Source organism: Nocardia arizonensis (assembly GCF_001310275.1).
Classification (GTDB): Bacteria; Actinomycetota; Actinomycetes; order Mycobacteriales; family Mycobacteriaceae; genus Nocardia; species Nocardia arizonensis.
In genome coordinates this window covers 212142-234393 of sequence record NZ_LGYZ01000088.1, presented here as the reverse complement: position 1 = coordinate 234393, position 22252 = coordinate 212142, and the positions used below count along the sequence as shown (strand labels likewise).

Genomic DNA, 22252 nt, shown 5'->3' with positions numbered 1-22252 from the left:
TGGAACCACGAAGGTGCCGACTGTCGGGGTCATGACGCAGTTGGCGAAGGGGTAGTTGATGACGCCCCACATGGCGGCGAGCACGGTACCCGGACCCGGGTCGACCGTTTTCGACAGCGTGGGCAGCCCGACCTCCGTGCGATCGTCGAGGGTGTCGAGTCCGCTGCGGCCGTTGTTGATATTGATCCAGGCCACGACCAGACCGGAGTTCAGCGGCGCGCCGGTGTGCGCGGGGGCCGCGCTGAAGCGCAGCGTGCCGGGTTCGGGATTCACGCCCTGGTAGCGGTTGTTGCCCTCGGTGGTGCCCGCGGCGATGATCGTGGTGATCGGACCGTTGGAGCCGCAGCCGAAGGTGGGGGCGGCATAGGCGAACGGCACGAAATTGGCGGCGATGTCACGCAATTGGGCGATGTCGACGAGTCGGGTGTACTCGCTCAGCGCGCCGACTCCGGCCCGTGCTTCGGCCTCGGGGCCCGCCTGTTCGGCGAGCGCGGCCAGTGCGGTGTCCACCGGGGTGGCGGGTTCGGCGGTGGCGGGCCCCGAGACGAGGACCGCGCCGACGCCGAGTGAGGTGAGTGCCGCGGCCGCGCGCGCGATGGTCCTGCCGTACACCAGATGACTCCCTTACCTGCCGAGCGTGGGTTTCCCGGACCCAAGGCAGCAACGTACCAGTTCGGCGGCGCGGGTGGCGAGGTGATCGAGTCCGTATCGCCCCCACCCGACCCGATGTTCGCCAGGTATTTGCTCGAATTCGAGGCAATCCGGTGTGTGATCCTGTCGACAGTGAGAGATTACCGAGGGGTAGGGTTTCAGTCGGACGTACGAGACACCACGGGAGTTGTGTATGAAAATATCCCTGTCCCCCGACGAGGTCGCCTTCCGCGACGAACTGCGCCAGTTCTACCGCTCCGAGATTCCCGCCGTCATCCGCGAGCGCGTGAAGTACGGCCACGAGCTGACCCGCGACCAGATCGTCACCTCGCACAAGATCCTGCACGAGCGCGGCATCGCCGTGCCGAACTGGCCCGTGCGGTGGGGCGGCAAGGACTGGACGCCGATGCAGCGCCACATCTGGCAGGACGAGATGCAGCTCGCCTCGGTGCCCGAACCGCTGACCTTCAACGCCCAGATGGTCGGGCCCGTCATCGCGCACTTCGGCTCCGAGGAACTCAAGCAGCGCTTCCTGCCGCCGACCGCCGCCCTCGACATCTGGTGGTGCCAGGGCTTCTCCGAACCCGACGCGGGCTCCGACCTCGCCTCGCTGCGCACCACCGCGGTCCGCGACGGCGACTCCTACATCGTCAACGGCCAGAAGATATGGACCACGCTGGCGCAGCACGCGGATTGGATCTTCTGTCTCGTACGCACCGATCCGAACGCGCCGAAGAAGCAGGCGGGCATCTCGTTCCTGTTGTTCGATGTCAAGAGCCCCGGCGTCACGATCCGCCCGATCAAACTGATCGACGGCGGATACGAGGTCAACGAGGTCTTCTTCGAGAACGTCCGCGTGCCTGCCGATCAGCTGGTCGGCGAGGAGAACATGGGCTGGACCTACGCGAAGTTCCTGCTCGGCAACGAGCGCACCGGTATCACCGGCGTCGGCCGTACCAAGGTCAAGATCGGGGTCGCCAAGGAGTACGCCCGCACCATCCGCCACGGATCGGGCACGCTGCTCGATGACCCGCTGTTCGCCGCCCGGGTCGCCGAGCTGGAGAACGAACTGCTGTCCCTGGAGCTGACGCAATTGCGCGTGGTCTCCGATTCCACCGAAGGCAAGCCGAATCCGGCCTCCTCGGTGCTCAAGCTGCGCGGCTCCGAATTGCAGCAGGCCGCAACCGAACTGCTGCTCGACATCGCGGGTCAGGACGCAATCCCGGTGGCCGCGGAGGGCATCTCCTCACCCGGCTGGGCCCAGCGCAGCGGTCCGGGCTACCTGAACTACCGCAAGACAACCATCTACGGAGGTTCGAGCGAGGTGCAGCGCACCATCATCGCCTCCACGATCCTCGGATTGTGAGGCGCGAGTCATGGATTTCGAACTCACCGACGAACAGGTCATGCTGCGCGACACGGTCCGCGACCTGCTGGCCCGCGCCTACGATTCGGAGACCCGCCTTCGGGTGATCGACACCGAACTCGGCTGGAGCCGCGACGTCTGGAAGCAGCTCGCCGAACTCGGCGTGCTCGGACTGCCCTTCACCGAGGCCGACGGCGGCGTCGGCGCCGGACCGGTCGAGGCGATGGTGGTGCTCGAGGAGGTCGGGCGCAGGCTCGCGCCGGAACCCATCGTGGACGCGGTCTACGTGCCGGGCGCCCTGGTGGCCCTGGCGGGCACCGAGGAGCAGCGCGGGCGCGTCCTGCCCGAACTCATCGGCGGCGGCACCCTGCTCGCCTTCGCCCACGCCGAACCCGGAGTGCGCTGGCCGTCCACCGAGATCGACACGACCGCAACGGAGAACGCCGGTTCCTATAGCCTCACCGGCACCAAGAATCCGGTGCCGCACGGTGATGCCGCAGACCAGTTGGTCGTCAGCGCGACACTGCCCGGCGGCGGAATCGGTCTGTTCCTGGTCGACCCGACCGCCTCGGGCGTCGGACGCCGCGCCTACCGCACCGTGGACGGATTGCGCGGTGCCCAGATCGATCTCGACAACGCACCGGCCGAACTGCTCGGCTCCGCACCGGACGCCTCCGGGCACGTGGCCGCGGCGCTGGCGGGCGCACACGCGCTGCTGTGCGCGGAGTCGATCGGCGCGATGGCGGAGGCGCTGCGGCTGACCACCGACTATCTCGGGACCCGCAAGCAGTTCGGGGTCACCCTGTCGAAATTCCAGACTCTGACCCAGCGCGCGGCGAACATGTACGTCTCGTTGGAACTCGCCCGCAGCGCGAGCCTTTACGCGACGGCGGCGCTGGCCGACGGCAGGGTGGACCCGGTGGTCACCTCCCGTGCGCGGTTGCAGGTCGGCCGCGCCGCGCGGCACGTCGGCCAGGAGGCCATCCAGATGCACGGCGGTATCGGCGTCACCGCCGAATATCCGGTGGGTCACTACACGGCGCGGCTGACCGCGATCGAGCGGACCCTCGGCGGCGGACTCGACCATCTGGCCGTGCTGGCGGCACAGGTCGGTGATTACGAGCTGCCGGAACTGTGAGCCGCCGGGAGCGGGAACTACTCGCTCCCGGCCCTCGGGGGTGCGGATGACCGGCGGTGTGGGGAGGCCGCCGGCGCACCTGGTGGGTTTCGAATGCCCCGGCGGCGGTCGTGGATTCGACCGGCCGGGGCGTTTCGGCGACGACCTAGATCTGCGGCTGCGGCGCGTCGGCCTCGGCGGTCGGCGGCGATTCCGGGTGCGGTACCGGGATCTCCTGCGGCTGGTCGGTCGGCAGTGCCTCGACCTGGGTGACGCGGGCGGAGTCCGATTCCGAGGTGACCGATGCCGGCTCGTCCGCCGCCACCGTGGTCGGTTCGATCGACAGCGTCCGGGTACTGGTTGTCGGCTCCTCGCTCGGCTGCGGATCGCGTTCGCCGCCGCGCGGGGTGGTGGTGCGCGCGGGCCGCGTGGTCGAGGACTCCGACGCCTCGGCGTCAGGATTCGGGGAGGTCGAGGCGGGCGGGGTGTAGTTCGCGGGGCGGCGCGGCGGGCCCGCGGGCGCGATCTGCCAGGTCGGTGACGGTGGGATCACGACTTTGGGCGCGGTCTGAGTGGTTCCGTCGCGCACGGTCGCGGCCGCCGCGGCCGGACCGGCCTCGATCGGGGGCGGCGGCACGTAGATGTCGTGGTGGCCGATGCCGCACGCGCCGATGAGCACGAGACCGACGGACACCGCGCCCGCCGCGATCACCGGACCGGCGATCTTGGCCTTGTTGCTCACCATTGGTCGATTTCTCCTCGCGTTCTCGAGACGGCCTCACCTTAATGCAGGCCGATCGCCCAGGCCAGGTGAGACACTCGCCGCGTCGCCGGAATCGCCTTCCAGTTAAACGACAGTAATTCAGATATCGAATTGATATCGTCGGCGTGTCGCGGGCACGTGTCGCGCGGATTACGCGTGCGCTGGTCGTAGCGTAGGTGATCACAGTTACGTGTGAGACGCCTGCGTCACGACGAGGACGGCGCCGCCCCGGCCGCGCCGTCACGAACCCTGATCGGCGTCATCGAGGAGTTGATGATGGGAGCCTACTCGACCACCCCGCAGCGCTCCGCAACCCCGCAGCGGCCCGAGAACCTCCATGACCCGGTGGATTCGGACGTCGAGGCGCCGGTCGCGGAGTTCGGCCCGCCCGCCGAGGCGGCGCCCGCCCGCACCCTGTCGGCGATCGCGTCGAAGGCGTCGGCCTGGCTGTTCTTCGTCGGCGGCATCGTCGGGGCCGTGCTCGGCATCGCCGGACTGCACGTCGAAATAACCGTCGCCGGACTGATTCTGGCCTGCACCGCCGGACTCGTGCTGCTCAAGCTGCGCACCGAGGGCCAGAACACGACCACCGACTGACCCGAAAGGGCTGGCGCACACCGCATTCGACGCGCGCTACGGGGAAATCCGCACGGGCGTGCGCATAGTGTGGTCGTATGCGGATCGCGATCACCGACGACATCGCCGAATTCGGTCGGCGCGCCGAACCCCTCCTGCGCCGGGATCCATTGCGGCACACCGTGCTCGCCACCCTCATCGCCAATTATCAAAGCGCGCCGGACAATCCGGTCGACTCGTCACAACTGCTCACCGTGCACGCCGGCGACGATTCGGTCCACGGCGTGGTCAGCAGACTCGCGGGCCGCGACATCTACGTGAGCGCGCTCCCGGAGGACGCCGTCGACGACGTGGTGCGCGCCTTGGCCGCCGGTACGCCGCGTCCGGGCGGGGTCGAGGGCGCGTCCGATATCGCCCCCGTCTTCGCGAGTCGCTGGGGTGCGCTGTGCGGGGTCGGGTACCGGCGCGCGTTCGTCAATCGCCTGTACCGGCTCGACGCGCTGAACGTTCCCGCGGTCGCCGGATCACCGCGGCGTGCGACCGAGGCCGACACCGCGCTGTGCGCGCGATGGGCGCACGCCATGCGGGTCGACGCGGGTATCGGGGGGCCGGGCTGGGACGCGGTGACGGTGCGCCGCCGGATCGCCGCGGGTCGCTGGTGGCTCTGGGAGCGCGACGGTCGCCCCGTCAGCCTGGCCGCCCACCAGATCCCGGCGCACGGCTGGGTCCGCATCGGACCGGTCTACACGCCACCCGCCGAACGCGGACACGGCTACGCCTCGGCCGTCACCGCCCACGTCGCGCATTCGCTGCGGACCCGCGGCCTCGGAGTCTGCCTGTTCGCCGACGTCGACAACCCCACCTCCAACAAGATCTACCGCGCCCTCGGGTTCCGGCCCGCGGGCGAGTACCCGCACTACAGCTTCGGCTGAGCGGGACGCCGGATCACCCATTCGAAGGCCGCGGCCTCCGAGCGCGCGCCCTCGGCCGTCCGCGAGCGGTTGGGTTCGTCGAGTTCGGCGAGCAGGCCCTCGGTGAGATCCACCATCGCGGCCAGCGTCGCGGGGGTGAACCACGGCGGCCGGGTGGCGAAGAGTATGTCCTCGCTGGAGGTGTTGCCGCCGGCCCCCGGCGCGAACGGGCAGCCGCCGAGTCCGCCCAGCGAACCGTCCACCATGTCCGCGCCCGCCGCGATCGCCGCGAGGGTGTTCGCGACACCCATACCCCAGGTGTCGTGGCCGTGGAAGACGATGCGTCGCGCGGGGGTGCTCGCGGCGACCGCCGAGATCAGCGCGGACACCTGCGCCGGATGCGCTTGGCCGAGGGTGTCGGCAAGGACGATGTCGTCCGCGCCCTCGGTGCGCGGATCGCGCGCAATCGCCAGCACCCGCTCCGTGTCGACCGGCCCCTCGAACGGGCAGGTGAAACTGGTCGCAAGGCACAGCTGGATCGCGCCACCCACCTCCCGCGCCGACCGGATGGCATCGGGCATCGCGGCGACGCTCTCCTCGGCGGTGCGGCCGATATTGGCCTTGTTGTGCGCGTCCGACACCGACAGGCAGTACTGGAAATTGCGCACACCCGCCGCGGCGGCCTTGTCCACGTGACGCGGCGTCGCGACCCAGACCCAGCAGCGGCTCAATTCCTCCGGGGTGAGCGCGTCGATCAGCTCGAGGGTATTGGACATCGGCGGAACCAGATCCCCTCGCGCCATCGAACCGATCTCCAGCTCCGGCACGCCCAGCGCGAGCAGGGCGCGGACCAACTCGACCTTGCGCGGCACGGGCAGCGTCTTGCCCGTGAGTTGCAGACCGTCGCGCAGGGTCACATCGCGCAGCACCGTCATTTCTCCTCCCGCGCCTGCCGGGGCACACACATCACGCCCGCCCACGCCTTGCGGTTGGTGCCCGCCGGATTCGGGTGCACCGTCGGCCGCCGCGGCGACGGGAACCGCGGCTCCCACCGGCCCCGACCCTGCGGCCTGCGCTGTTCGGGACGCCGCCGCCTCATGCCGGCTCCAGCACGGAGTCGATCTCGGCCTCGCTCATACCGAGCACCTTCGACAGCACCTCGCGGGTGTGCTCGCCCAGATCCGGTCCGACATTGCGGATCGGCAGCGACTTGCCGCCGATCACCGGCACGATGCCCGGAAATCCGACCACCTTTGGCTCGGCCGCGCCGACATCCACCGAGAAGGGCTGGATCATGTCGCGCGCACGGTACTGCTCGTCGGCGACGATATCGGCGGCGGTGTAGATCGGGCCGCACGGAATGCCCGCGCTCTCCAGAATTGCCAGCGCCTCGTCCCTGTCGTGGCGCACGCTCCACTCGGCGATCGAGGCGTCGAGGCGTTCGCGGTGCCGCCACCGGCCCGCGTTGTCCTGGAGTTCCGGGTCGGCGGCCAGATCGGGTCGCTCGATGACCCGCATATAGCGCTGGAAGATGGCGTCGCCGTTGCCGCCGATGATGATGCTCGTGCCGTCCGCGCACGGATAGGCGTTACTCGGCGCGATGCCCTCCATGCGGCCACCGACCCGCTCGCGATTGATTCCGTAGGCCAGATAGTCCGGCACCAGCGATTCCATCACCGACAGGATCGCCTCGTTGAGCGCCACGTCGATGACGCGCTCGGACAGCGCCAGTGGATCGCCGCCGCGCCGGGTCCGCTGGAACAACGCCATCACCGTGCCGAAGGCGGCGTAGATGCCCGCGATGGAATCGCCGATGGACACCCCGACCCGCACCGGCGGGCGATCGGGATCCCCGACGAGTTCGCGCAGTCCGCCGACCGCCTCGGCGACCGCGGCGAAGCCGGGACGATCCGACAGCGGGCCGGTCTGGCCGTAGGCCGAGATGCGGGTGATCACGAGTTCCGGATTCGCCGCGTCGAGCGCCTCCGGGCCGAGGCCCCATTTCTCCAACATGCCGGGACGGAAATTCTCCAGCAGGACATCGGAGTGCCGGATCAGGTCGAGGGCGATGTCACGCCCGCGTTCGGTGCGCAGATCGAGGGTGATCGACTTCTTGTTCCGGTTGATGGTGCGGTACAGCATCGAGGTGTCGCCGCCGTACAGGCGCCAATTGCGCAGCTCGTCGCCCGCTCCGGGCCGTTCCACCTTGATGACTTCGGCGCCGAAATCGCCGAGGATGCGTCCGGCGGTCGGCGCCGCGATGTAATTGCCGAGCTCGAGGACGCGAACTCCGTCCAACGGGCGAATACTCATGGGACCAGTGTGGACTATCCGGTCCGCGCCGCCGGTGCGCGCCTCGCCGCGTCGGGACGGCGCGGCGGCCGCGGTGATCTTCGCCACGACGATGGCGGATTGTCGTCCGGCCGATCGGACGGGTGCGCGGCCTCAGCCGACGTGCGCGCGCAGGTAGGCCAGATCCTCGGCGATGCCTTCGGCCGGAGTCTCGAGGACGACCGGCGCGTCGGCGGTGCGGCATACCTCGACCAGCAGTTGCGGATCGATGGTGCCGTCGGCGAAATTGGCGTGCCTGTCGGCGCCGGAGTCGAATTCGTCGCGCGAGGAGTTCAGGTGCACGAGATCGATGCGGCCGGTGATGGCCCTGATCCGTTCGACAACGCCGACCAGTTCCTCGCCGCCCGCCCAGGCGTGACAGGTGTCGAGGCAGAATCCCGCGCCGAAATCGCCGACCGCGTCCCACAGCCGCGCGATCGAGTCGAAATGCCGCGCCATGGCGTGATTGCCGCCCGCGGTGTTCTCGATGAGGATCGGCACGGCGAAACCGCCCTTGTCCTGCTGGCGCTCGAACAGCTTGCGCCAGTTCACGATGCCCTCGTCCACCTCGGCGTCGGACCGCACGTGCCCGCCGTGCACGACCAGGCCGAAGGCGCCGAGATCGGCCGCGGCCTTCGCCTGTTGGGCCACCGCGTTGCGCGACGGTATGCGCAGCCGATTGTTCGGACTCGCGACATTGATCTGATAGGAGGAGTGCACCACCACATCGATGGGGCTGGTCAGGATCTCCTCGGTCCGCGGATGCGGGGTCGGTTTGTCCCAACTCTGCGGATCGATGACGAACATCTGGATCAGGTCGGCGCCGAGTTTCTCACCGAAGCCGATCGGATCGCTGTCGAGCCGGACGTGTGCTCCAATGCGCATGGCCGCCAGACTAGTGACCGCCACCGACATCTCGCCGGAGACCGGGAATCGCGCATCGTCGGGCCGGTACGGGGATGGATAATGAAATGTTGCGTCCCCGTGGTCCGACGAGATACATCGGTAGGATCCACGTGCTCGACCTCGAGGGGGGTGAACTCCACCGTGTTGCGAACAGGCGAGACCTTCGCCGGATACCTGATCAAGCGTGTGCTCGGTCAGGGTGGCATGGGCACCGTGTATCTCGCTCAGCATCCGCGGTTGCCGCGGCTCACCGCGTTGAAGCTGCTCGAGCGCGATCTCTACGGCGATGTCGAGATCAGATCCCGATTCGAGCGCGAGGCCGATCTGGTGGCCCGGCTCGACCACCCCAATATCGTCACCGTCTACGACCGCGGCGCCGAGGACGACCAGCTGTGGATCTCGATGCAGTTCGTGCCCGGATCCGATGCCGCCGCTGTCGACGTGAACGTGCTCGCGCCGTGGCGGGCGGTGCAGATCATCGCCGAGACCGGCGCCGCCCTCGACTTCGCGCACGCCAACGGCGTGCTGCACCGCGACGTCAAACCCGCGAACATCCTGCTGGCCAAGGCCCCGATCGGACAGCCGGAACGGGTGCTGCTCACCGATTTCGGCATCGCGGGCATGCGCGACAGCGACACCACCCTCGGTTCGGCGGGCACCATCACCGCCACGTTGGCCTACGCATCGCCCGAACAGCTGAGCGGCCACACCCTCGATCACCGTTGCGACCAGTACTCGCTGGCCTGCACGCTGTTCTGGATGCTGACCGGCACCGCGCCCTTCAACGGCGCCAGTCCGGCCGCGGTCATGAACGGGCACCTGTACGGGCAGGTGCCCGCACTTGGTCCGCTGCGCGCGGGCATTCCGCCCGCCCTCGACGCGGTGCTGGCCAAGGCGCTGGCAAAACGCCCCGAGGATCGTTTCGACACCTGTACCGAATTCGCCCGTGCGGCGCGCCGTGCGCTCGCGCCGACCGGCCCGCAGCGGGCGCCGACCGGCCCGCAGCGGGCGCCGACCGGCCCGCGACCGGTCGCGCAGCCGCCCCGGCCCACCGGATACCCCTACGCCCCTCGGCAATATCCCGGTCCCGGCCCGGTATACGGCCTACCGCCGACCGGGCATCCTCCCGTGCCCCCGCCCGTCCGGCCGCAGCCCGCACCGGGACCCGGCAATCCGCGAACCTCCACACCACGCGGCCCGGTCCAGCGGCCACAGGCCCCCGCGCCCACCGGCGCGATGCCGCCGGGATACGGCGAACCGCCGCGACATGGTCCGCCGCCGCGTCCGACGCCCCATCCCGCAGCCCCTCCGCCGGGTGTCGCGCCGACGAGTGGTACGTCGCACAGTGTCGTTCCGCCGCATCCGGGGGCGGTTCCGTCGAGTGGCGCCCGGCCGTCTCATGGTGGGCCGGGTGTCGCGCCGACGAGTGGTACCTCGCATAGTGTCGTTCCGCCGTATCCCGGACCCGTTCCGCGTCATTCGAGCGCGACCAGACACGGCACCGTGCCACCGCCGCACTCGCCACCGGTTCAGCCTCAGCAGTCACCGCCGCCGCAATCACCGCAGGTCCAGCCGCCTCGGGTTCGGCAGGCGGGTTCGGCGCCGACGAGCGAGCCGGTGTCGCCCCCCTCGCGGGCGGGCGGTGCGTCGCATGCCGTCGTCCCGGACTCGCGCGCCGCCGATGTCGAGGGCACGGTTCCGTACGGTTCGCGAAGTGCGCGGGCGCCGTCGCCCAACCGGCGCGACCTGCCGTTGTCGCCGGAGTACGCGGAGCCGACCATCCAGGGCGAAACGGTCGACGCCGAGCCGACCGTCCAGGGCACGACGGCGTCCGACACGCAGGAAGCGGCCACGCCGTCCTCCGATTCCGCGGGCGCACGGGGTGATTCGGCGCCCGTCGGCGCCGCGCGTCCGGTGGCCGGGAAGCGGCCGGTTCGGCCGATCACGATCGATCTGCCCGAGCCGAGGAGCCGCCGGGTTCCGCCCGCGGGCGGTTCGACACCCGGTGGCAGGCCCGCCGCCGATCCTCATCCGCCGCCCTGACGTCGAGCGCGGATGTCGCACGCCCGATGTCGGATGTAACGGGCGACCCGGGAGCATGCGACTACTGCTAAAGTTTCGATGTTTTCCGTGGTCGGGCATTGCTCGGGCGCGTTCTTATGCTGTACGCCTGATCACCGGTGGGTCCCGGTGACGGCGGGAAGTGGAGCAGACAATGCTGGCCAGCGGTGACGTGTTCGCCGGCTATGTCATCGACCGGCAATTGGGCCGCGGTGGCATGGGCTCGGTGTATTTGGCGAAACATCCGCGGCTGCCGCGGATGACGGCGCTGAAGCTGTTGAACCGGGAGATGTTCTTCGACAAGGAGGTGCGGGCTCGATTCGAAAGGGAGGCGGATCTGGTCGCACGCCTGGATCACCCGAATATCGTCACGGTCTACGACCGGGGTCTCGACGACGAGCAGCTGTGGATCTCCATGCAGTACATCGACGGTATCGACGCCGCCTCGGTGGATCCCAAGACGCTGCCGCCCGAACGCGCGGTGCAGATCATCAAGGAGACCGCCGACGCGCTCGACTACGCCCACGGCATGGGCGTGCTGCACCGCGATGTCAAACCGGCCAATATCCTGTTGGCCCGCTCCGGCGGCGGCCGCGGTGAACGAGTATACCTCACCGACTTCGGCATCGCCCGCCTGCGCGACGACACCGGACATCTGACGCAGACCGGCACCTTCACCGCCACGCTCGCCTACGCCTCGCCCGAACAGCTCACCGGCGCGGCCCTCGATCACCGTTCCGACCAGTACTCGCTGGCCTGTTCGCTGTTCTGGCTGTTCACCGGCAGCGGCCCGTTCGCCGCCACCAATCCGGCGCAGGTGATCCAGGGTCATCTCCAGTCGCCGCCGCCCGCGCTGAGCAGCGTGCGGCCGGGGCTGTCCTACGCGCTCGACGGCGTGCTGACCAAGGCGATGGCCAAGCGTCCCGAGGATCGCTACTCCTCCTGTTCGGAGTTCGCCGCCGCCGCGCAGCACGCGCTTTCCAATCCCAGCGCGCCCGCCATGCCGGTGGTCGGCGGGCCGGTGACGGGTCCGCCCGTTCCGGTGAGCGGCCAGAATCCGCTGACCGGTGCGCCGTATCCGATGACCAGCGGTCCGCATCCGATGGCAGGCCCGACCATGGCGAATACCTCGACGCCCAACAGCATGGCGCCGCACACCGTGGGACCGAGCACCGCCGCAACTCCGATGGCGCCGTACCCCACCGGGCCGACCACTCAGCAGCCCGCGCCCACTTCGCCCTACGGCCAGAACACCGCCTACGGCGCGCAGCAGAACACCTACGGATTCGCCCAGCAGCCGCCCGGCCCGCCCACGGCGGGCGGCGGGCCGTACGGCCCCGTACCGCAACCGCCCCGCAAATCCAATACCGGGCTGATCATCGGCATCGCGGTCGCCGCGGTGATCCTGGTCATCGTGGTGCTCGGCATCGTCGGCGCCGTCGCGAGCGACAGCGGCTCCGACACTCCCACCACCACGGCGGCGGCCTCTGGCCGTCCCTCGTCGAGCGCGCCGACGAGTCCGGGCGCGAACAACTCCGGTTCGGTGACACCCGACGCGGACGCCATCACCAAGGAATTCCCGCGCATGGTGCCCGCGTCCAAGTCCGGTGACACCGGCTACAACGGCGCGACCTGCGGCGCGTACAGCTCGAGTTCGCCGTCCACGCCCACCTCCGGCACCCCCGACTTCGGCAACTGGGTCTACCAGTGGGATTGCTTCGGCGGCGGCGGCAACGACGATCCGTTCTACACCTTCTATATCTACCGCTCGTCCTCCGACGCGCAGAACGCACTGCACAATCTGCCGAGCGACGCGGTGAAGTCCACCGACAGCAATGGCGGCAAGAGCTACACCAACTACAAGTTCAACGATAGCGGTCCGAAGATGGTCACCGTCTTCACCGGCGACAGCGGCCGCGGCCAGATCCTCATGTACACCGACGGAATCGTCGGCAGCATCGATGAGGTGCTGCGTTGGTGGCGTTCGGCTCCGCTGAACTGACCGACCGCGCAACGGCATTCGGCCCCGCCCGGGAAGATCCCCGGCGGGGCCGAATCGTGTGGCCTTGCCTTGCCTTACAGCAGCCCTTCGACAGCCGCCCGCAGTTCGGGCGCCTCGGGGGCGGTGCGCGGGCGGAAACGTCCGGCGACCGTGCCTGCGCGGTCGATCAGGAACTTCTCGAAATTCCACTGGATATCGCCCGCGGCGCCTTCGGCGTCGGGAGTGCCTACCAGTTCCTTGTAGAGCGGATGCCGGTCGTCACCGTTGACGTCGGTCTTCTCCAGCAGCGGGAAGTCGACACCGTAGGTGGTCGAGCAGAACTGCTGGATCTCCTCGGCGGTGCCGGGCTCCTGACCCATGAACTGGTTGCACGGAACCCCCACCACACTGAAGCCCTTGGGGCCGTAAGTCTGCTGCAATTCGACCAGACCCGAATACTGGGGCGTCAAACCGCATTTCGAGGCGACGTTGACCAACAGCACCACATTGTCGCCGACCAGTTCGGCCAGGGTGGCCTCGTCGCCGGACAGGGTGCGCAGCGGAATATCGCGAATGCTCACTCGTCTATACCTGCAATTCCGGATCCCCGTGATCCGTCCCCAACCTACCGGAGGGTCTGTCGACATCCCCCGGTAAGACTCGGGGCAATCCCCGATGGCGCAGCGCGCCGCGTCCCGTAAGACTGGAGGGCATGACTTCGCACGCAGTGGGTACCGACCTCGCCGAACCGGTGGTTCCAACCGACGTCGCTGCCCGCGCCATCGACGTGAGCAAGATTTACGGATCGGGAGACACGCAGGTCACCGCGCTGGACAAGGTGTCGGCGGAGTTCGCGGCGGGGGAGTTCACCGCGATCATGGGCCCGTCGGGCTCGGGTAAGTCGACACTCATGCACTGCCTGGCCGGACTGGACAGCGCGAGCTCGGGCACCGTCAAGATCGGTGACACCGACCTGACGAATCTCACCGACAAGCAGATGACCAAGCTGCGCCGCGACCGCATCGGCTTCGTGTTCCAGGCATTCAACCTGGTTCCGACGCTGACCGCGCTAGAGAACATCACGCTGCCGCTGGACATCGCGGGCCGCAAGGTCGATCAGGAGTGGCTGGACACGGTGCTGTCCCGCCTCGGCCTGACCGACCGGTTGGCGCACCGGCCAAGCGAACTGTCCGGCGGTCAGCAGCAGCGCGTGGCCTGCGCGCGGGCACTGGCGGGCAAACCGGAGATCATCTTCGGTGACGAGCCCACCGGCAACCTGGATTCGCGCGCCTCGGAAGAGGTGCTGTCGATCCTGCGCGCCGCGGTGGACGAATTCCACCAGACCGTCGTGATCGTCACCCACGAACCGCATGCCGCCTCCTTCGCCGACCGCGTGGTCTTCTTGGCGGACGGGCGGATCGTGTCCGAACTGCGCGATCCCACCGCCGATTCGGTGCTGGATCGGATGAAGTCGCTGGAGCAGGTGTAATGGCGGCCAATCCGATGCGCAAGGTCGCCTTGCGCAACCTCGCCGCGCACAAGGTCCGGCTGGCGCTGACCCTGCTGTCGGTGGTGCTCGGCACCGCCTTCATCGCGGGATCGTTCGTCTTCACCGACACCTTGCAGCGCACCTTCGACGGCATCTTCGAGAATCAGGCCAGAGGGGTCGACGTCCGGGTGAGCCCGGAGGGCCAGCAGTCCTTCGGCGTCCCGCTGGCGGTGGTCGACCAGATCAGCCGCACCGAGGGCGTGCGGGCCATCGCGCCGAGCGTCAACGGCCCGCTGGTGCTGCTGAACCAGGAGGGCAAGCCGGTGCAGACCGGCGGCGCGCCGAGTTGGGGCGAGTCGTATCTGCCGCCGGATCAGGCCATCGCCGAACCACAGAAGTTCGTCGAGGGCGCGCCGCCGTCGCAGCCGGGACAGATCGCCATCAACAGCGGCGGCGCCGAACGCGCGAATCTGAAGGTCGGCGACCGGGCCAAGGTACTGATACCCTCGCGCAGCACGCAGCAGAGTCCGACCATCGAGGTGACCGTCTCCGGCATATACACGGTCGCCTCCGACACCGGCGGATTCATCGGCCTGCTGTTCGAGAATTCCCAGGCCAAGCAGCTTTTCACCGACGGCTATCACGTCGCCTACGTCGATATAGCCGCCGCGCCGGGTTTGGCGGCCGACGATCTGCGCGACCGTATCGCGGGCGAGCTGACCGGATTCAAGGTTCAGAACGGCGATCAGGTGCGCGCCGACCTGAAATCCCAGGTCTCGCAGGCCCTTAACTTCATCAACTACTTCCTGCTCGCCTTCGGCGCGATCGCGCTGATCGTCGGCACGTTCATCATCTACAACACCTTCTCGATGATCGTGGCGCAGCGGTTGCGCGAACTCGCCCTGCTGCGCGCCGTGGGCGCGAGCAGGCGCCAGGTCGGCAATACCGTGGTCTCCGAGGCGCTGGTCATCGGATTCATCGGCAGCGCGATCGGCCTCGCGGCGGGCGTCGGTTTGGCCTTCGGGCTGGCCTCGCTGCTCAACGCCTTCGATCTCGGCCTGCCGACCGGTTCCATGACCGTGCTGCCTCGCACCATCATCGTCGGCCTGGTGGTCGGTCTGCTGGTCACCGTGGTGAGCGCCTACGCCCCCGCGCGGCGGGCCGCCAAGATCCCGCCGGTCGAGGCGATGCGCGAGGAGTTCGCCTCGACCGGCGAATCGCTGCGGACGCGCACGATCGTGGGCGCGGTACTGGCCGTGCTCGGCATCGTCCTGGTCGTGGCGGGCGCCCGGAACACCGGCGGGTCCGCCGCCGCGACGGTCGGCGGTGGCGCGCTGGCGCTCATCCTGGCGGTGCTGCTGGCCTCGCCCGCGTTGTCGCGGCCCGTGGTCGGCGCGCTCGGCCTGCTGGTGCGCCCGTTCGGCGCGATCGGTCGCATGGCCCGCAACAACGCGGTCCGCAATCCGCGCCGCACGGCGGCCACGGCCTTCGCGCTGACCCTCGGCCTCATGCTGGTCTCGGCCATCGGCATGCTCGGCGCCTCGGCCAAGACGAGTGTCGGGGTGCTGGTCGACAAGGGCGTCAATGCCGACTACGTGCTGTCCGGGCCGCAGCAGTCCCAGCTCATCGGACTTCCGCTCGGCGTGCCCGACGCGGTGCGGCAGTCGGTGCCCACGGTGGCCGACGCGGTCGGATTCCGCGGCGCGGCCGTGCGGGTCGGTGACGACCAGCTCGCGGGCGTCTCTCCTGACCGCCCGATGGACGGTGTGCTGAACTACGACATCGTCAGCGGCACTAATACCCTCGGTGAGCACGACATCCTGGTCGAGGACACCGAGGCCGCCGATCGCGGCTGGCACGCCGGTCAGCAGGTCGAGCTGACCACGCTGGACAAGAATCAGAAGGTGCCGGTCACCATCGCGGGCATCTTCGCGAAATCGCCGCTGCTCGGCAAGATGGTGTTGTCGCCCACCGTCTTCCAAGAGGTCACGCCGGTCGCTTTCCGGAACAACTTCTACGTACTGGTCAAGGCGAAGCCCGGTACCGATCTCACGGCCATGCGCACCGATCTGGAGCAGGCCACCGATCGGTTCGCGGTCGTGCAGGTCCAGGACCGCGAGGAGTTCAAGGGCGCGCAGGGCAAGCAGATCAATACACTGCTGGCCATCCTGTACGGTCTGCTCGCGCTCGCCGTGGTGATCGCCATCCTCGGCATCGTCAACACGCTCGCGCTGTCGGTAGTGGAACGGCGACGGGAGATCGGCATGCTGCGCGCGGTCGGCGCTATGCGCTATCAGGTGCGCCGCACCATCTATCTGGAATCCATGCTGATCGCGATCTTCGGCGCGATCGTCGGCGTGATCCTCGGCATCGCTCTCGGCATCGGATTCCTGCGCACCCTGCGCGATTTCGGCATCGACCAGATCACCATCCCGTGGACGCAGCTGGTCGCGGTGCTCATCTCCTCGGCGGTGGTGGGTGTGCTCGCCGCGGTGTGGCCCGGCGTGCGGGCGGCGAGAACGCCTCCGCTGGCGGCCATCGCGGATCTGTAGCTCACGGCCGCTGTCGTCGCCTCAGCAGTAGCGTTCGAGCCAGTGGGCGGCGGGTCCGCCGCGATCGTTGCGCGGCGGATTCGGGCCGAATTCGAGGCAGTAGTCGGCGGCGAGGCGATCGATGGCGGCGCGCGCGTCGAGCCCGCCGCGCCAGGCCGTCGGGATCGCGTCGACGCCGTACATGGCCCCGAGCAGACTTCCCGCGATCGCCCCGGTCGAATCGCTGTCGCCGGAATGGTTGACCGCCAACAGGATTCCGTTGCGCACGATCCGCTCCGGCGACCCGCCCGCGGCCGCCGCGGCCGATGCCGCGAAGACGCCGATCGCCAGCGCTTCCGGTCCGATCCAGCCGCGGCCGAGTTTCTCGATCTCGTCCGGCGCGGGCAGGCCGCCGCCCGCGCGCTGTGCCGAGCGCAGTGCGTCGGCGAGTGCGGTATCGGTCTCCTCGTGGGCGGGGTAGCGCCGCAGTTCCGCGCGTGCGGCGGTGACGGCGGAATCGAGATCGCCGCCGCGGCACAGTCGGTAGACGATGGCGGCCAGCGTGCCAGCGGGCAGCCAGCCGCTGGGGTGGCCGTGAGTGAGCGCCGCCGCGTCACAGCCCAATTCGAAGATGTACTCGAGCGCCGTGCCCGACCGGTCCGCGGCATAGCCGAATCCGCACGGGGCCGAACGCACCACCGCGGCACAGCCCTTGGAATCGTTTATCGGTTCGGTACGGGTGCCGAGCGGACGTCCCGGATCGCGCCGGTCGGCCGCCTTCCGCAGCGCGGTGATGGCGGACTGGGCGGTGCCGCGATAGCTCATGAGCTCCGGATAGCCGGTCAAGGTGCTGTGCGGACCGCCGGGCTGATCGGGAAGCTCGAAACCCTGTCCGCGCAGCCAGACCAGGAATCCGGTCTGCATGAGTCCGAGTGTGGCGCCGCCGGTTCCGCGCGCTCGCGCCCGGACCGACCCTCGGATCAGCGCCTCCGTCGTGAACAGGGTGAGCTGGGTCTCGTCGGAGATGCGGCCTTCGAATTGCTCGGGCGCACCGGTCACCCCGGCCGGTCCGTAGCGCAGGCGGATGTGGTGCAGCAGCAGATTCTCCACCGGCGACCCGAGTGCGTCGCCGATCGCGCCGCCGTAGAGGCAGCCGTGCACGATCTGCTCCCGGGTCGGCGCGGCGTCGACCACCGGACGCGGCGGCACCGGCGGTCGCGGGCCGATGATCGTGCGGTGGGTGCGCACCGCGTTCGCGGCGGCCGCCGCGAATTCCGAACAGGTGGGGTAGCGCCGCGCGGGGTCCTTGGCCATCGCCCGCGTGATCACCGCATCCAGTTCGGCCGGCAGATCGGGTCGCGCGGTGCGCACCGAGGGCGGCGGGGCCTGTAGATGGCTGACGACCATCTCGCCCACATGCGATGTCTCATACGGTGCGAGACCGGTGAGCAGCCGGAACAGGGTGCAGGCCAGCGAATACTGATCCGACCGGTGATCGAGGGCGCTTGTGGACAGTTGCTCGGGGGAGGCGTACGCCAGGGTCGCGGTCAGCACTCCGGTGCGGGTGAAACGTTCGTTGCCGTCGAGTAGTTTGGCGATGCCGAAATCGGTCAGCACCGCCCGTTCCTCGAATCCGGCGGGTACACCGGCCAATCGGGACAGCAGGATATTGGCGGGTTTGACATCCCGGTGCAGCACGCCCGCCCGGTGCGCGTAATCCAGTGCGCCCGCGATCTGCACGATGATCTGCACCGCGCGCATCGGGGTCATGGCCGGACCTGGCACCGATGCGGTGTCCACCCCGTCCACGTACTGCATGGATATCCACAGTTGATCGTCCTCGACCCCGCGATCGTAGACGGCGACGATGTTGGGGTGGTCCAGCCGCGCGACCAGATCGGCCTCGCGTTCGAAGCGCTGGCGGATCTCCTTGTCGTCGAACAACTCCCGGTGCAGCAGCTTCAGCGCGGTCAGCTTCGGCAGTCGCGGATGTCGCGCCGCGTACACCGAGCCCATGCCCCCGCGACCCAGTTCGCGTTCGATCACGTACCCGGCGAAGACATCACCACGGCGCATCATTCTGCGGCCCCCTTCAGCGAACGACCATTCGCAGCCTAGCGAACCGCCGCCGCGGCATCGCGAGGACGCGGAACGCCTATCCGAGCTCGCGGTCGGCCCACGCCCCGACATCGCCGCGGTCGAGCGCCGTGGCCAGCAGGTCCGGGAATCTGTCCGGTGTGCAGGCGAAGGCGGGCACATCCAATGCGGCCAGGGCCGCGGCGTTCTCGTGGTCGTAGGCGGGCGCCCCGTCGTCGGACAGCGCCAGCAGCACCACCACCTGTACCCCCGCCTCCTTCATGGTGCGTACCCGCCGCAGCATCTCCTCGCGGATACCGCCCTCGTACAGGTCGGAGATGAGGACGAACAGGGTTTCGGCCGGCCGGGTGATCAGGGTCTGGCAGTAGGCGATGGCGCGATTGATATCGGTGCCACCGCCGAGTTGGGTGCCGAACAGCACCTCCACCGGATCATCGAGCCGTTCGGTGAGATCCACCACCTCGGTGTCGAAGACCACCAGCGAGGTCCGCAGCGATCCCATGGACGCCAGCACCGCCCCGAACACCGAGGCGTAGACGACACTGGCGGCCATCGAACCCGACTGGTCGATGGCGAGCACGACATCGCGGCGCACGGCTCGCGACCGGCGTCCGTAACCGATCAGCCGCTGCGGGACCACCGTGCGGTGCTCGGGCAGATAGTGCGCGAGATTGGCGCGAATCGTGCGGTCCCAGTCGATATCGCGTGGTCGCGGCCTGGCCACGCGGGCGGCGCGGTGCAGCGCGCCGGAGACCGCCGCCTCGGTGCGCGCGGCGACGCGCCGCTCGATCTCGCGCACCACCCGCTCGATGACCGTGCGCGCGGTGGCCTTGGTGGTCTCGGGCATCACCTTGTTCAGGCCGAGCAGGGTGCCGACCAGGTGCACGTCGGGTTCGACGGCGTCGAGCAGTTCCGGTTCCAGCAGCAACTGGGTCAGGTTCAGCCGCTGCACGGCGTCGCGCTGCATCACCTCGACCACGCTGGACGGGAAATAGGCGCGGATATCGCCGAGCCAGCGCGCGACCCGCGGCGCCGACCCGCCAAGCCCGGCGGACCGTTTGCCCGCCGGTTTCTCGCCCGCGTCGTAGAGACTGCCGAGCGCGCGGTCCATGGCCGCGTCCCGCGGTGTCACGGCCGCGCCCAGTTCGGATTCGGCCGCGTCGCCGAGGACCAGACGCCAGCGCCGCGCCTGATCGTCGCCGGAAGTTGTTGCGGTATCGGTCATCTCGGTACTCCGAGTATGTCGGCGACGGTGCGCAGGGCGAGCACGCCGCGGTCGGTGTCGAAATCGGGGGTGGCGAGGACGGTCGGCCCGGTGTCGCGTACGGCGCGTCCGATGGCGCGGCGTTCACCGGATTCGAAGGCGCCGAAGGTGCGGCGCAGCAGGGGCAGCGTCTCCACGAAATCCCGCTCGCCAAGACCCGCGAGCCAGGTGTCGATCAGGCGCAGCAGTTCGCGATCGTGGACGAGCAGCAGTCCGCGTCCGCCGAGGAAGCCGTCGATCCAGGCCGCCTTCGCGGCGGGGATGTTGCCCACCGACAACGCGGCCGAGAGTCTGCGGGCCGCCTCGGCGTCGTCGATGACGCCCGCGTCGGTGAGCAACCGCACCGCGCGCCCGACGAGTCCGCCGTGCACGTCGGCCCGGTCGGCCAACTTGCGCAGCGCGGCCAGCCACATCCGCGCGGACGCGGCGTCGTCACGGGTGTGGACAGCGGTGTGCGCGGCGTCGAGCAGGGTGCGCAACTCGCCCGCCGCGTCGGTGTCGAGTCCGGTGACCGCGCCGGGCATACCCGCGCAGATCCGCACCAGCAACCCGTCGGCGACATGTGCCAGCGCCTTGGTGTCGGTGCCGCGCACATCGCCGTAGCGCAGGGTGTCGGTCACACCCGGCAGTGCCGCGAGCAGATGCGTGACATCGTGATCCAGCGCCGCGACCGATGCCAGCCGGTCGATGAGTCCGTCGGTGGCCGCGCCGAGATCGGCGAGCAGGGCGGCATCCACCGCCTCGGTCAACTCGGCCAGCGTGACCCGCGGCTGTGCCGTGGCGTCGAGGATCTTGGCCTCGGCCGCGATGCGCAGCGTGGGACCCCAGCGCGACGCCTCGATCACCGCGACCGCGAATTCCGGTCTCCAGCGCAGGGTCCAGCTCTCCCGGAAGGTTCCGGTGGTACGCACCTCGCCCGTCGTCGGCACGCCCCAGTCGATGCCGAGCAGTCGCAGCCGGTGCAGCAGCCGGGAGCGTTCGAGTTCGCGCTCCTTGCGCAGGTCGAGATCGACCGTCTTGGCCTTGGGCTCCTGTTTGAGGCGCAGGCTGCGCACGGTGGCGCGCAGATCGGCGTCGAGCGGCACCGTCGGCACGTCCTCGGGTACCGCGCCGAGCGCCTCGCCCACCACCAGTTCGGCCACCACCAGCCGCACCAAGGTCTCGTCGCCGCCGCACAGTACCGCGCGCACGGCGTCGGTGACCTCCGACAGTCCCGCCAGCGGTCGGTCACGCAGTGCGGCAAGGGTTTCGGCCAGCCGCACGGCCTCGATGACGTGGGCGCTCGACACCGGCAAGTCGTGGGCGCGCAGCACTCCGGCGACCTTGGTGAGCCAGCGCGCCACGGGCCGATCGGTCTCGGTGAACAGGTGGTGGTACCAGCCCGGGGAGGTGATGCCCGCACCGTAGCCGGAGGAACTCGATAGTCGCGAATGGGTCCAGGGCACCCAGGTCAGCATGGCCTTGACCTTGGGCATGCCCTTGAGCAGGCGCTGATCGGGCGCGGCGGGTCCGAGGGGCCCGCTCAGCGCGGGCGCGTGCCAGGCGCCGCAGACCACGGCAAGGCGGCGCGCGCCCGCTTTCAGCGCCGCCCGCATGGTCTGGCGCATATACGCCTCGCGTCGCAGCGTGTGCGCGTCGATGCCCCCGACCCGGTCGCCGTCCGCGGTTTCCCGCAGCGCCGACATGGCCTCGGTGATGGCGTCGAAGGCCGCGACGGTGTCGTCGTCGGAAACCGTGGCGTGGCCACGGGATTCGACGACCGCGTCCCACCAGCGCTCGGCGTCGTCGTAGCCGCCTGTGGCCGCGAGTTCGGCCAGCGGGTCGCCGCGTTCGCCGTCGTCGTCGGTGGCGGCGAGGGCGTGCGCGGCGGGCAGATCGCAGAAGCGCACGGCCACCGCGTGTTCGGCCGCGTACCGCAGCGCCTGCCATTCGGGGGAGAAGGCGGCGTAGGGCCAGAAGGCGGCGCGGGCGGGTTCGGCGGGGACGTAGGCGAGCAGGGCGACCGGCGGGCGCATATCCGCGGTGTCGACGAAGGCGACCAGCGGATCGGCGTCGGCGGGACCCTCGATGAGTATGGTGTCCGGGGCGAAGGCGACCAGGGCGGTCCGCAACGAGCGCGCCGAACCGGGACCGTGGTGGCGGATGCCGAAAATCCTGGTCACGGCGTCGGCGGTGGGTGCGGCACTCATCCGGTGACGCACCGGCCGC

The 22252-nt window shown here is 69.5% G+C and carries 18 protein-coding genes; 8 read left to right on the top strand and 10 right to left on the bottom strand.

The window, feature by feature from the left end; translation table 11 throughout:
- A partial coding sequence (locus tag APZ21_RS21865) for a hypothetical protein (protein ID WP_054815135.1) occupies positions 1-612 on the bottom strand: 612 nt, incomplete at its 3' end.
- Positions 613-844: 232 nt separating this feature from the next.
- Here APZ21_RS21865 and APZ21_RS21860 point away from each other — a divergent pair.
- Positions 845-2017: an acyl-CoA dehydrogenase family protein gene (locus tag APZ21_RS21860; RefSeq protein WP_054815134.1), complete on the top strand. Its 1173-nt coding sequence runs from the start codon at positions 845-847 to the stop codon at positions 2015-2017.
- A 10-nt stretch (positions 2018-2027) separates the two neighbouring features.
- Entirely contained in the window at positions 2028-3155 is a 1128-nt protein-coding gene (locus APZ21_RS21855; RefSeq protein WP_054815133.1) for an acyl-CoA dehydrogenase family protein, read from the top strand.
- Between the two features lie 145 nt (positions 3156-3300).
- On the opposite strand, the gene APZ21_RS21850 is transcribed toward APZ21_RS21855, so the two are convergent.
- Complete coding sequence (locus tag APZ21_RS21850; protein WP_054815132.1) at positions 3301-3879, bottom strand: hypothetical protein; 579 nt, start codon at positions 3877-3879, stop codon at positions 3301-3303.
- Between the two features lie 210 nt (positions 3880-4089).
- Here APZ21_RS21850 and APZ21_RS33220 point away from each other — a divergent pair, with 210 nt between their 5' ends.
- Both APZ21_RS33220 and APZ21_RS21840 read left to right on the top strand, forming a co-directional pair.
- Entirely contained in the window at positions 4090-4494 is a 405-nt protein-coding gene (locus tag APZ21_RS33220; protein ID WP_082393341.1) for a hypothetical protein, read from the top strand.
- 77 nt (positions 4495-4571) lie between these two features.
- Positions 4572-5405, top strand: coding sequence for a GNAT family N-acetyltransferase (locus tag APZ21_RS21840; RefSeq protein WP_054815131.1), 834 nt, complete (start codon positions 4572-4574; stop codon positions 5403-5405).
- Here APZ21_RS21840 and APZ21_RS21835 read toward each other — a convergent pair.
- The 4 genes from APZ21_RS21835 to APZ21_RS21825 form a co-directional block, all read right to left on the bottom strand.
- Complete coding sequence (locus APZ21_RS21835; RefSeq protein ID WP_054815130.1) at positions 5390-6319, bottom strand: beta/alpha barrel domain-containing protein; 930 nt, start codon at positions 6317-6319, stop codon at positions 5390-5392. The genes APZ21_RS21840 and APZ21_RS21835 overlap by 16 nt on opposite strands.
- Positions 6316-6483 carry a hypothetical protein gene (locus APZ21_RS34300; protein ID WP_156371250.1) on the bottom strand — a complete coding sequence of 56 codons (168 nt, stop codon included), beginning with the start codon at positions 6481-6483 and terminating at the stop codon, positions 6316-6318. The genes APZ21_RS21835 and APZ21_RS34300 overlap by 4 nt, the downstream gene beginning before the upstream one ends.
- Positions 6480-7697 (bottom strand): CaiB/BaiF CoA transferase family protein, encoded by a 1218-nt coding sequence (locus tag APZ21_RS21830; RefSeq protein ID WP_054815172.1) that lies wholly within the window; start codon positions 7695-7697, stop codon positions 6480-6482. The genes APZ21_RS34300 and APZ21_RS21830 overlap by 4 nt, the downstream gene beginning before the upstream one ends.
- Positions 7698-7829: 132 nt before the next feature.
- A complete protein-coding gene (locus APZ21_RS21825) occupies positions 7830-8600 on the bottom strand; it encodes a deoxyribonuclease IV (protein ID WP_054815171.1) in 771 nt (256 codons plus the stop codon).
- A 162-nt stretch (positions 8601-8762) separates the two neighbouring features.
- Between APZ21_RS21825 and APZ21_RS21820 the strand changes: the two genes are divergently transcribed.
- Both APZ21_RS21820 and APZ21_RS21815 read left to right on the top strand, forming a co-directional pair.
- Positions 8763-10664: a serine/threonine-protein kinase gene (locus APZ21_RS21820; RefSeq protein WP_082393348.1), complete on the top strand. Its 1902-nt coding sequence runs from the start codon at positions 8763-8765 to the stop codon at positions 10662-10664.
- Positions 10665-10836: 172 nt separating this feature from the next.
- Positions 10837-12684, top strand: coding sequence for a serine/threonine protein kinase (locus APZ21_RS21815; protein ID WP_054815128.1), 1848 nt, complete (start codon positions 10837-10839; stop codon positions 12682-12684).
- A gap of 74 nt (positions 12685-12758) precedes the next feature.
- On the opposite strand, the gene APZ21_RS21810 is transcribed toward APZ21_RS21815, so the two are convergent.
- A complete protein-coding gene (locus APZ21_RS21810) occupies positions 12759-13244 on the bottom strand; it encodes a glutathione peroxidase (RefSeq protein WP_054815127.1) in 486 nt (161 codons plus the stop codon).
- 131 nt (positions 13245-13375) lie between these two features.
- Here APZ21_RS21810 and APZ21_RS21805 point away from each other — a divergent pair, with 131 nt between their 5' ends.
- Together APZ21_RS21805 and APZ21_RS21800 are read left to right on the top strand one after the other, a co-directional pair.
- A complete protein-coding gene (locus APZ21_RS21805) occupies positions 13376-14152 on the top strand; it encodes an ABC transporter ATP-binding protein (protein ID WP_054815126.1) in 777 nt (258 codons plus the stop codon).
- Positions 14152-16704 carry an ABC transporter permease gene (locus APZ21_RS21800; RefSeq protein WP_054815125.1) on the top strand — a complete coding sequence of 851 codons (2553 nt, stop codon included), beginning with the start codon at positions 14152-14154 and terminating at the stop codon, positions 16702-16704. The genes APZ21_RS21805 and APZ21_RS21800 overlap by 1 nt, the downstream gene beginning before the upstream one ends.
- 21 nt (positions 16705-16725) lie before the next feature.
- On the opposite strand, the gene APZ21_RS35215 is transcribed toward APZ21_RS21800, so the two are convergent.
- The 3 genes from APZ21_RS35215 to APZ21_RS21785 all read right to left on the bottom strand — a co-directional run bounded on the left by APZ21_RS35215 (position 16726) and on the right by APZ21_RS21785 (position 22233).
- Positions 16726-18762: an ADP-ribosylglycohydrolase family protein gene (locus tag APZ21_RS35215; protein WP_054815124.1), complete on the bottom strand. Its 2037-nt coding sequence runs from the start codon at positions 18760-18762 to the stop codon at positions 16726-16728.
- 76 nt (positions 18763-18838) lie between these two features.
- Positions 18839-20005 carry a VWA domain-containing protein gene (locus APZ21_RS21790; RefSeq protein ID WP_054815123.1) on the bottom strand — a complete coding sequence of 389 codons (1167 nt, stop codon included), beginning with the start codon at positions 20003-20005 and terminating at the stop codon, positions 18839-18841.
- Positions 20002-22233 (bottom strand): DUF5682 family protein, encoded by a 2232-nt coding sequence (locus APZ21_RS21785; RefSeq protein ID WP_054815122.1) that lies wholly within the window; start codon positions 22231-22233, stop codon positions 20002-20004. Before APZ21_RS21785 ends, APZ21_RS21790 begins: the two co-directional genes overlap by 4 nt.
- Positions 22234-22252 lie beyond the last annotated feature (19 nt).

What these genes read in the sequence shown, in the direction of transcription:
- APZ21_RS21855 (WP_054815133.1), top strand. Translation starts at nt 2,028, where the DNA reads ATGGATTTCGAACTCACCGACGAACAGGTCATGCTGCGCGACACGGTC.
- APZ21_RS21790 (WP_054815123.1), bottom strand. Translation starts at nt 20,005, where the DNA reads ATGACCGATACCGCAACAACTTCCGGCGACGATCAGGCGCGGCGCTGG.
- APZ21_RS21835 (WP_054815130.1), bottom strand. Translation starts at nt 6,319, where the DNA reads ATGACGGTGCTGCGCGATGTGACCCTGCGCGACGGTCTGCAACTCACG.
- APZ21_RS34300 (WP_156371250.1), bottom strand. Translation starts at nt 6,483, where the DNA reads ATGAGGCGGCGGCGTCCCGAACAGCGCAGGCCGCAGGGTCGGGGCCGG.
- APZ21_RS21785 (WP_054815122.1), bottom strand. Translation starts at nt 22,233, where the DNA reads ATGAGTGCCGCACCCACCGCCGACGCCGTGACCAGGATTTTCGGCATC.
- APZ21_RS21815 (WP_054815128.1), top strand. Translation starts at nt 10,837, where the DNA reads ATGCTGGCCAGCGGTGACGTGTTCGCCGGCTATGTCATCGACCGGCAA.
- APZ21_RS35215 (WP_054815124.1), bottom strand. Translation starts at nt 18,762, where the DNA reads ATGATGCGCCGTGGTGATGTCTTCGCCGGGTACGTGATCGAACGCGAA.
- APZ21_RS21825 (WP_054815171.1), bottom strand. Translation starts at nt 8,600, where the DNA reads ATGCGCATTGGAGCACACGTCCGGCTCGACAGCGATCCGATCGGCTTC.
- APZ21_RS21800 (WP_054815125.1), top strand. Translation starts at nt 14,152, where the DNA reads ATGGCGGCCAATCCGATGCGCAAGGTCGCCTTGCGCAACCTCGCCGCG.
- APZ21_RS21830 (WP_054815172.1), bottom strand. Translation starts at nt 7,697, where the DNA reads ATGAGTATTCGCCCGTTGGACGGAGTTCGCGTCCTCGAGCTCGGCAAT.
- APZ21_RS21850 (WP_054815132.1), bottom strand. Translation starts at nt 3,879, where the DNA reads ATGGTGAGCAACAAGGCCAAGATCGCCGGTCCGGTGATCGCGGCGGGC.
- APZ21_RS21805 (WP_054815126.1), top strand. Translation starts at nt 13,376, where the DNA reads ATGACTTCGCACGCAGTGGGTACCGACCTCGCCGAACCGGTGGTTCCA.
- APZ21_RS21840 (WP_054815131.1), top strand. Translation starts at nt 4,572, where the DNA reads ATGCGGATCGCGATCACCGACGACATCGCCGAATTCGGTCGGCGCGCC.
- APZ21_RS21860 (WP_054815134.1), top strand. Translation starts at nt 845, where the DNA reads ATGAAAATATCCCTGTCCCCCGACGAGGTCGCCTTCCGCGACGAACTG.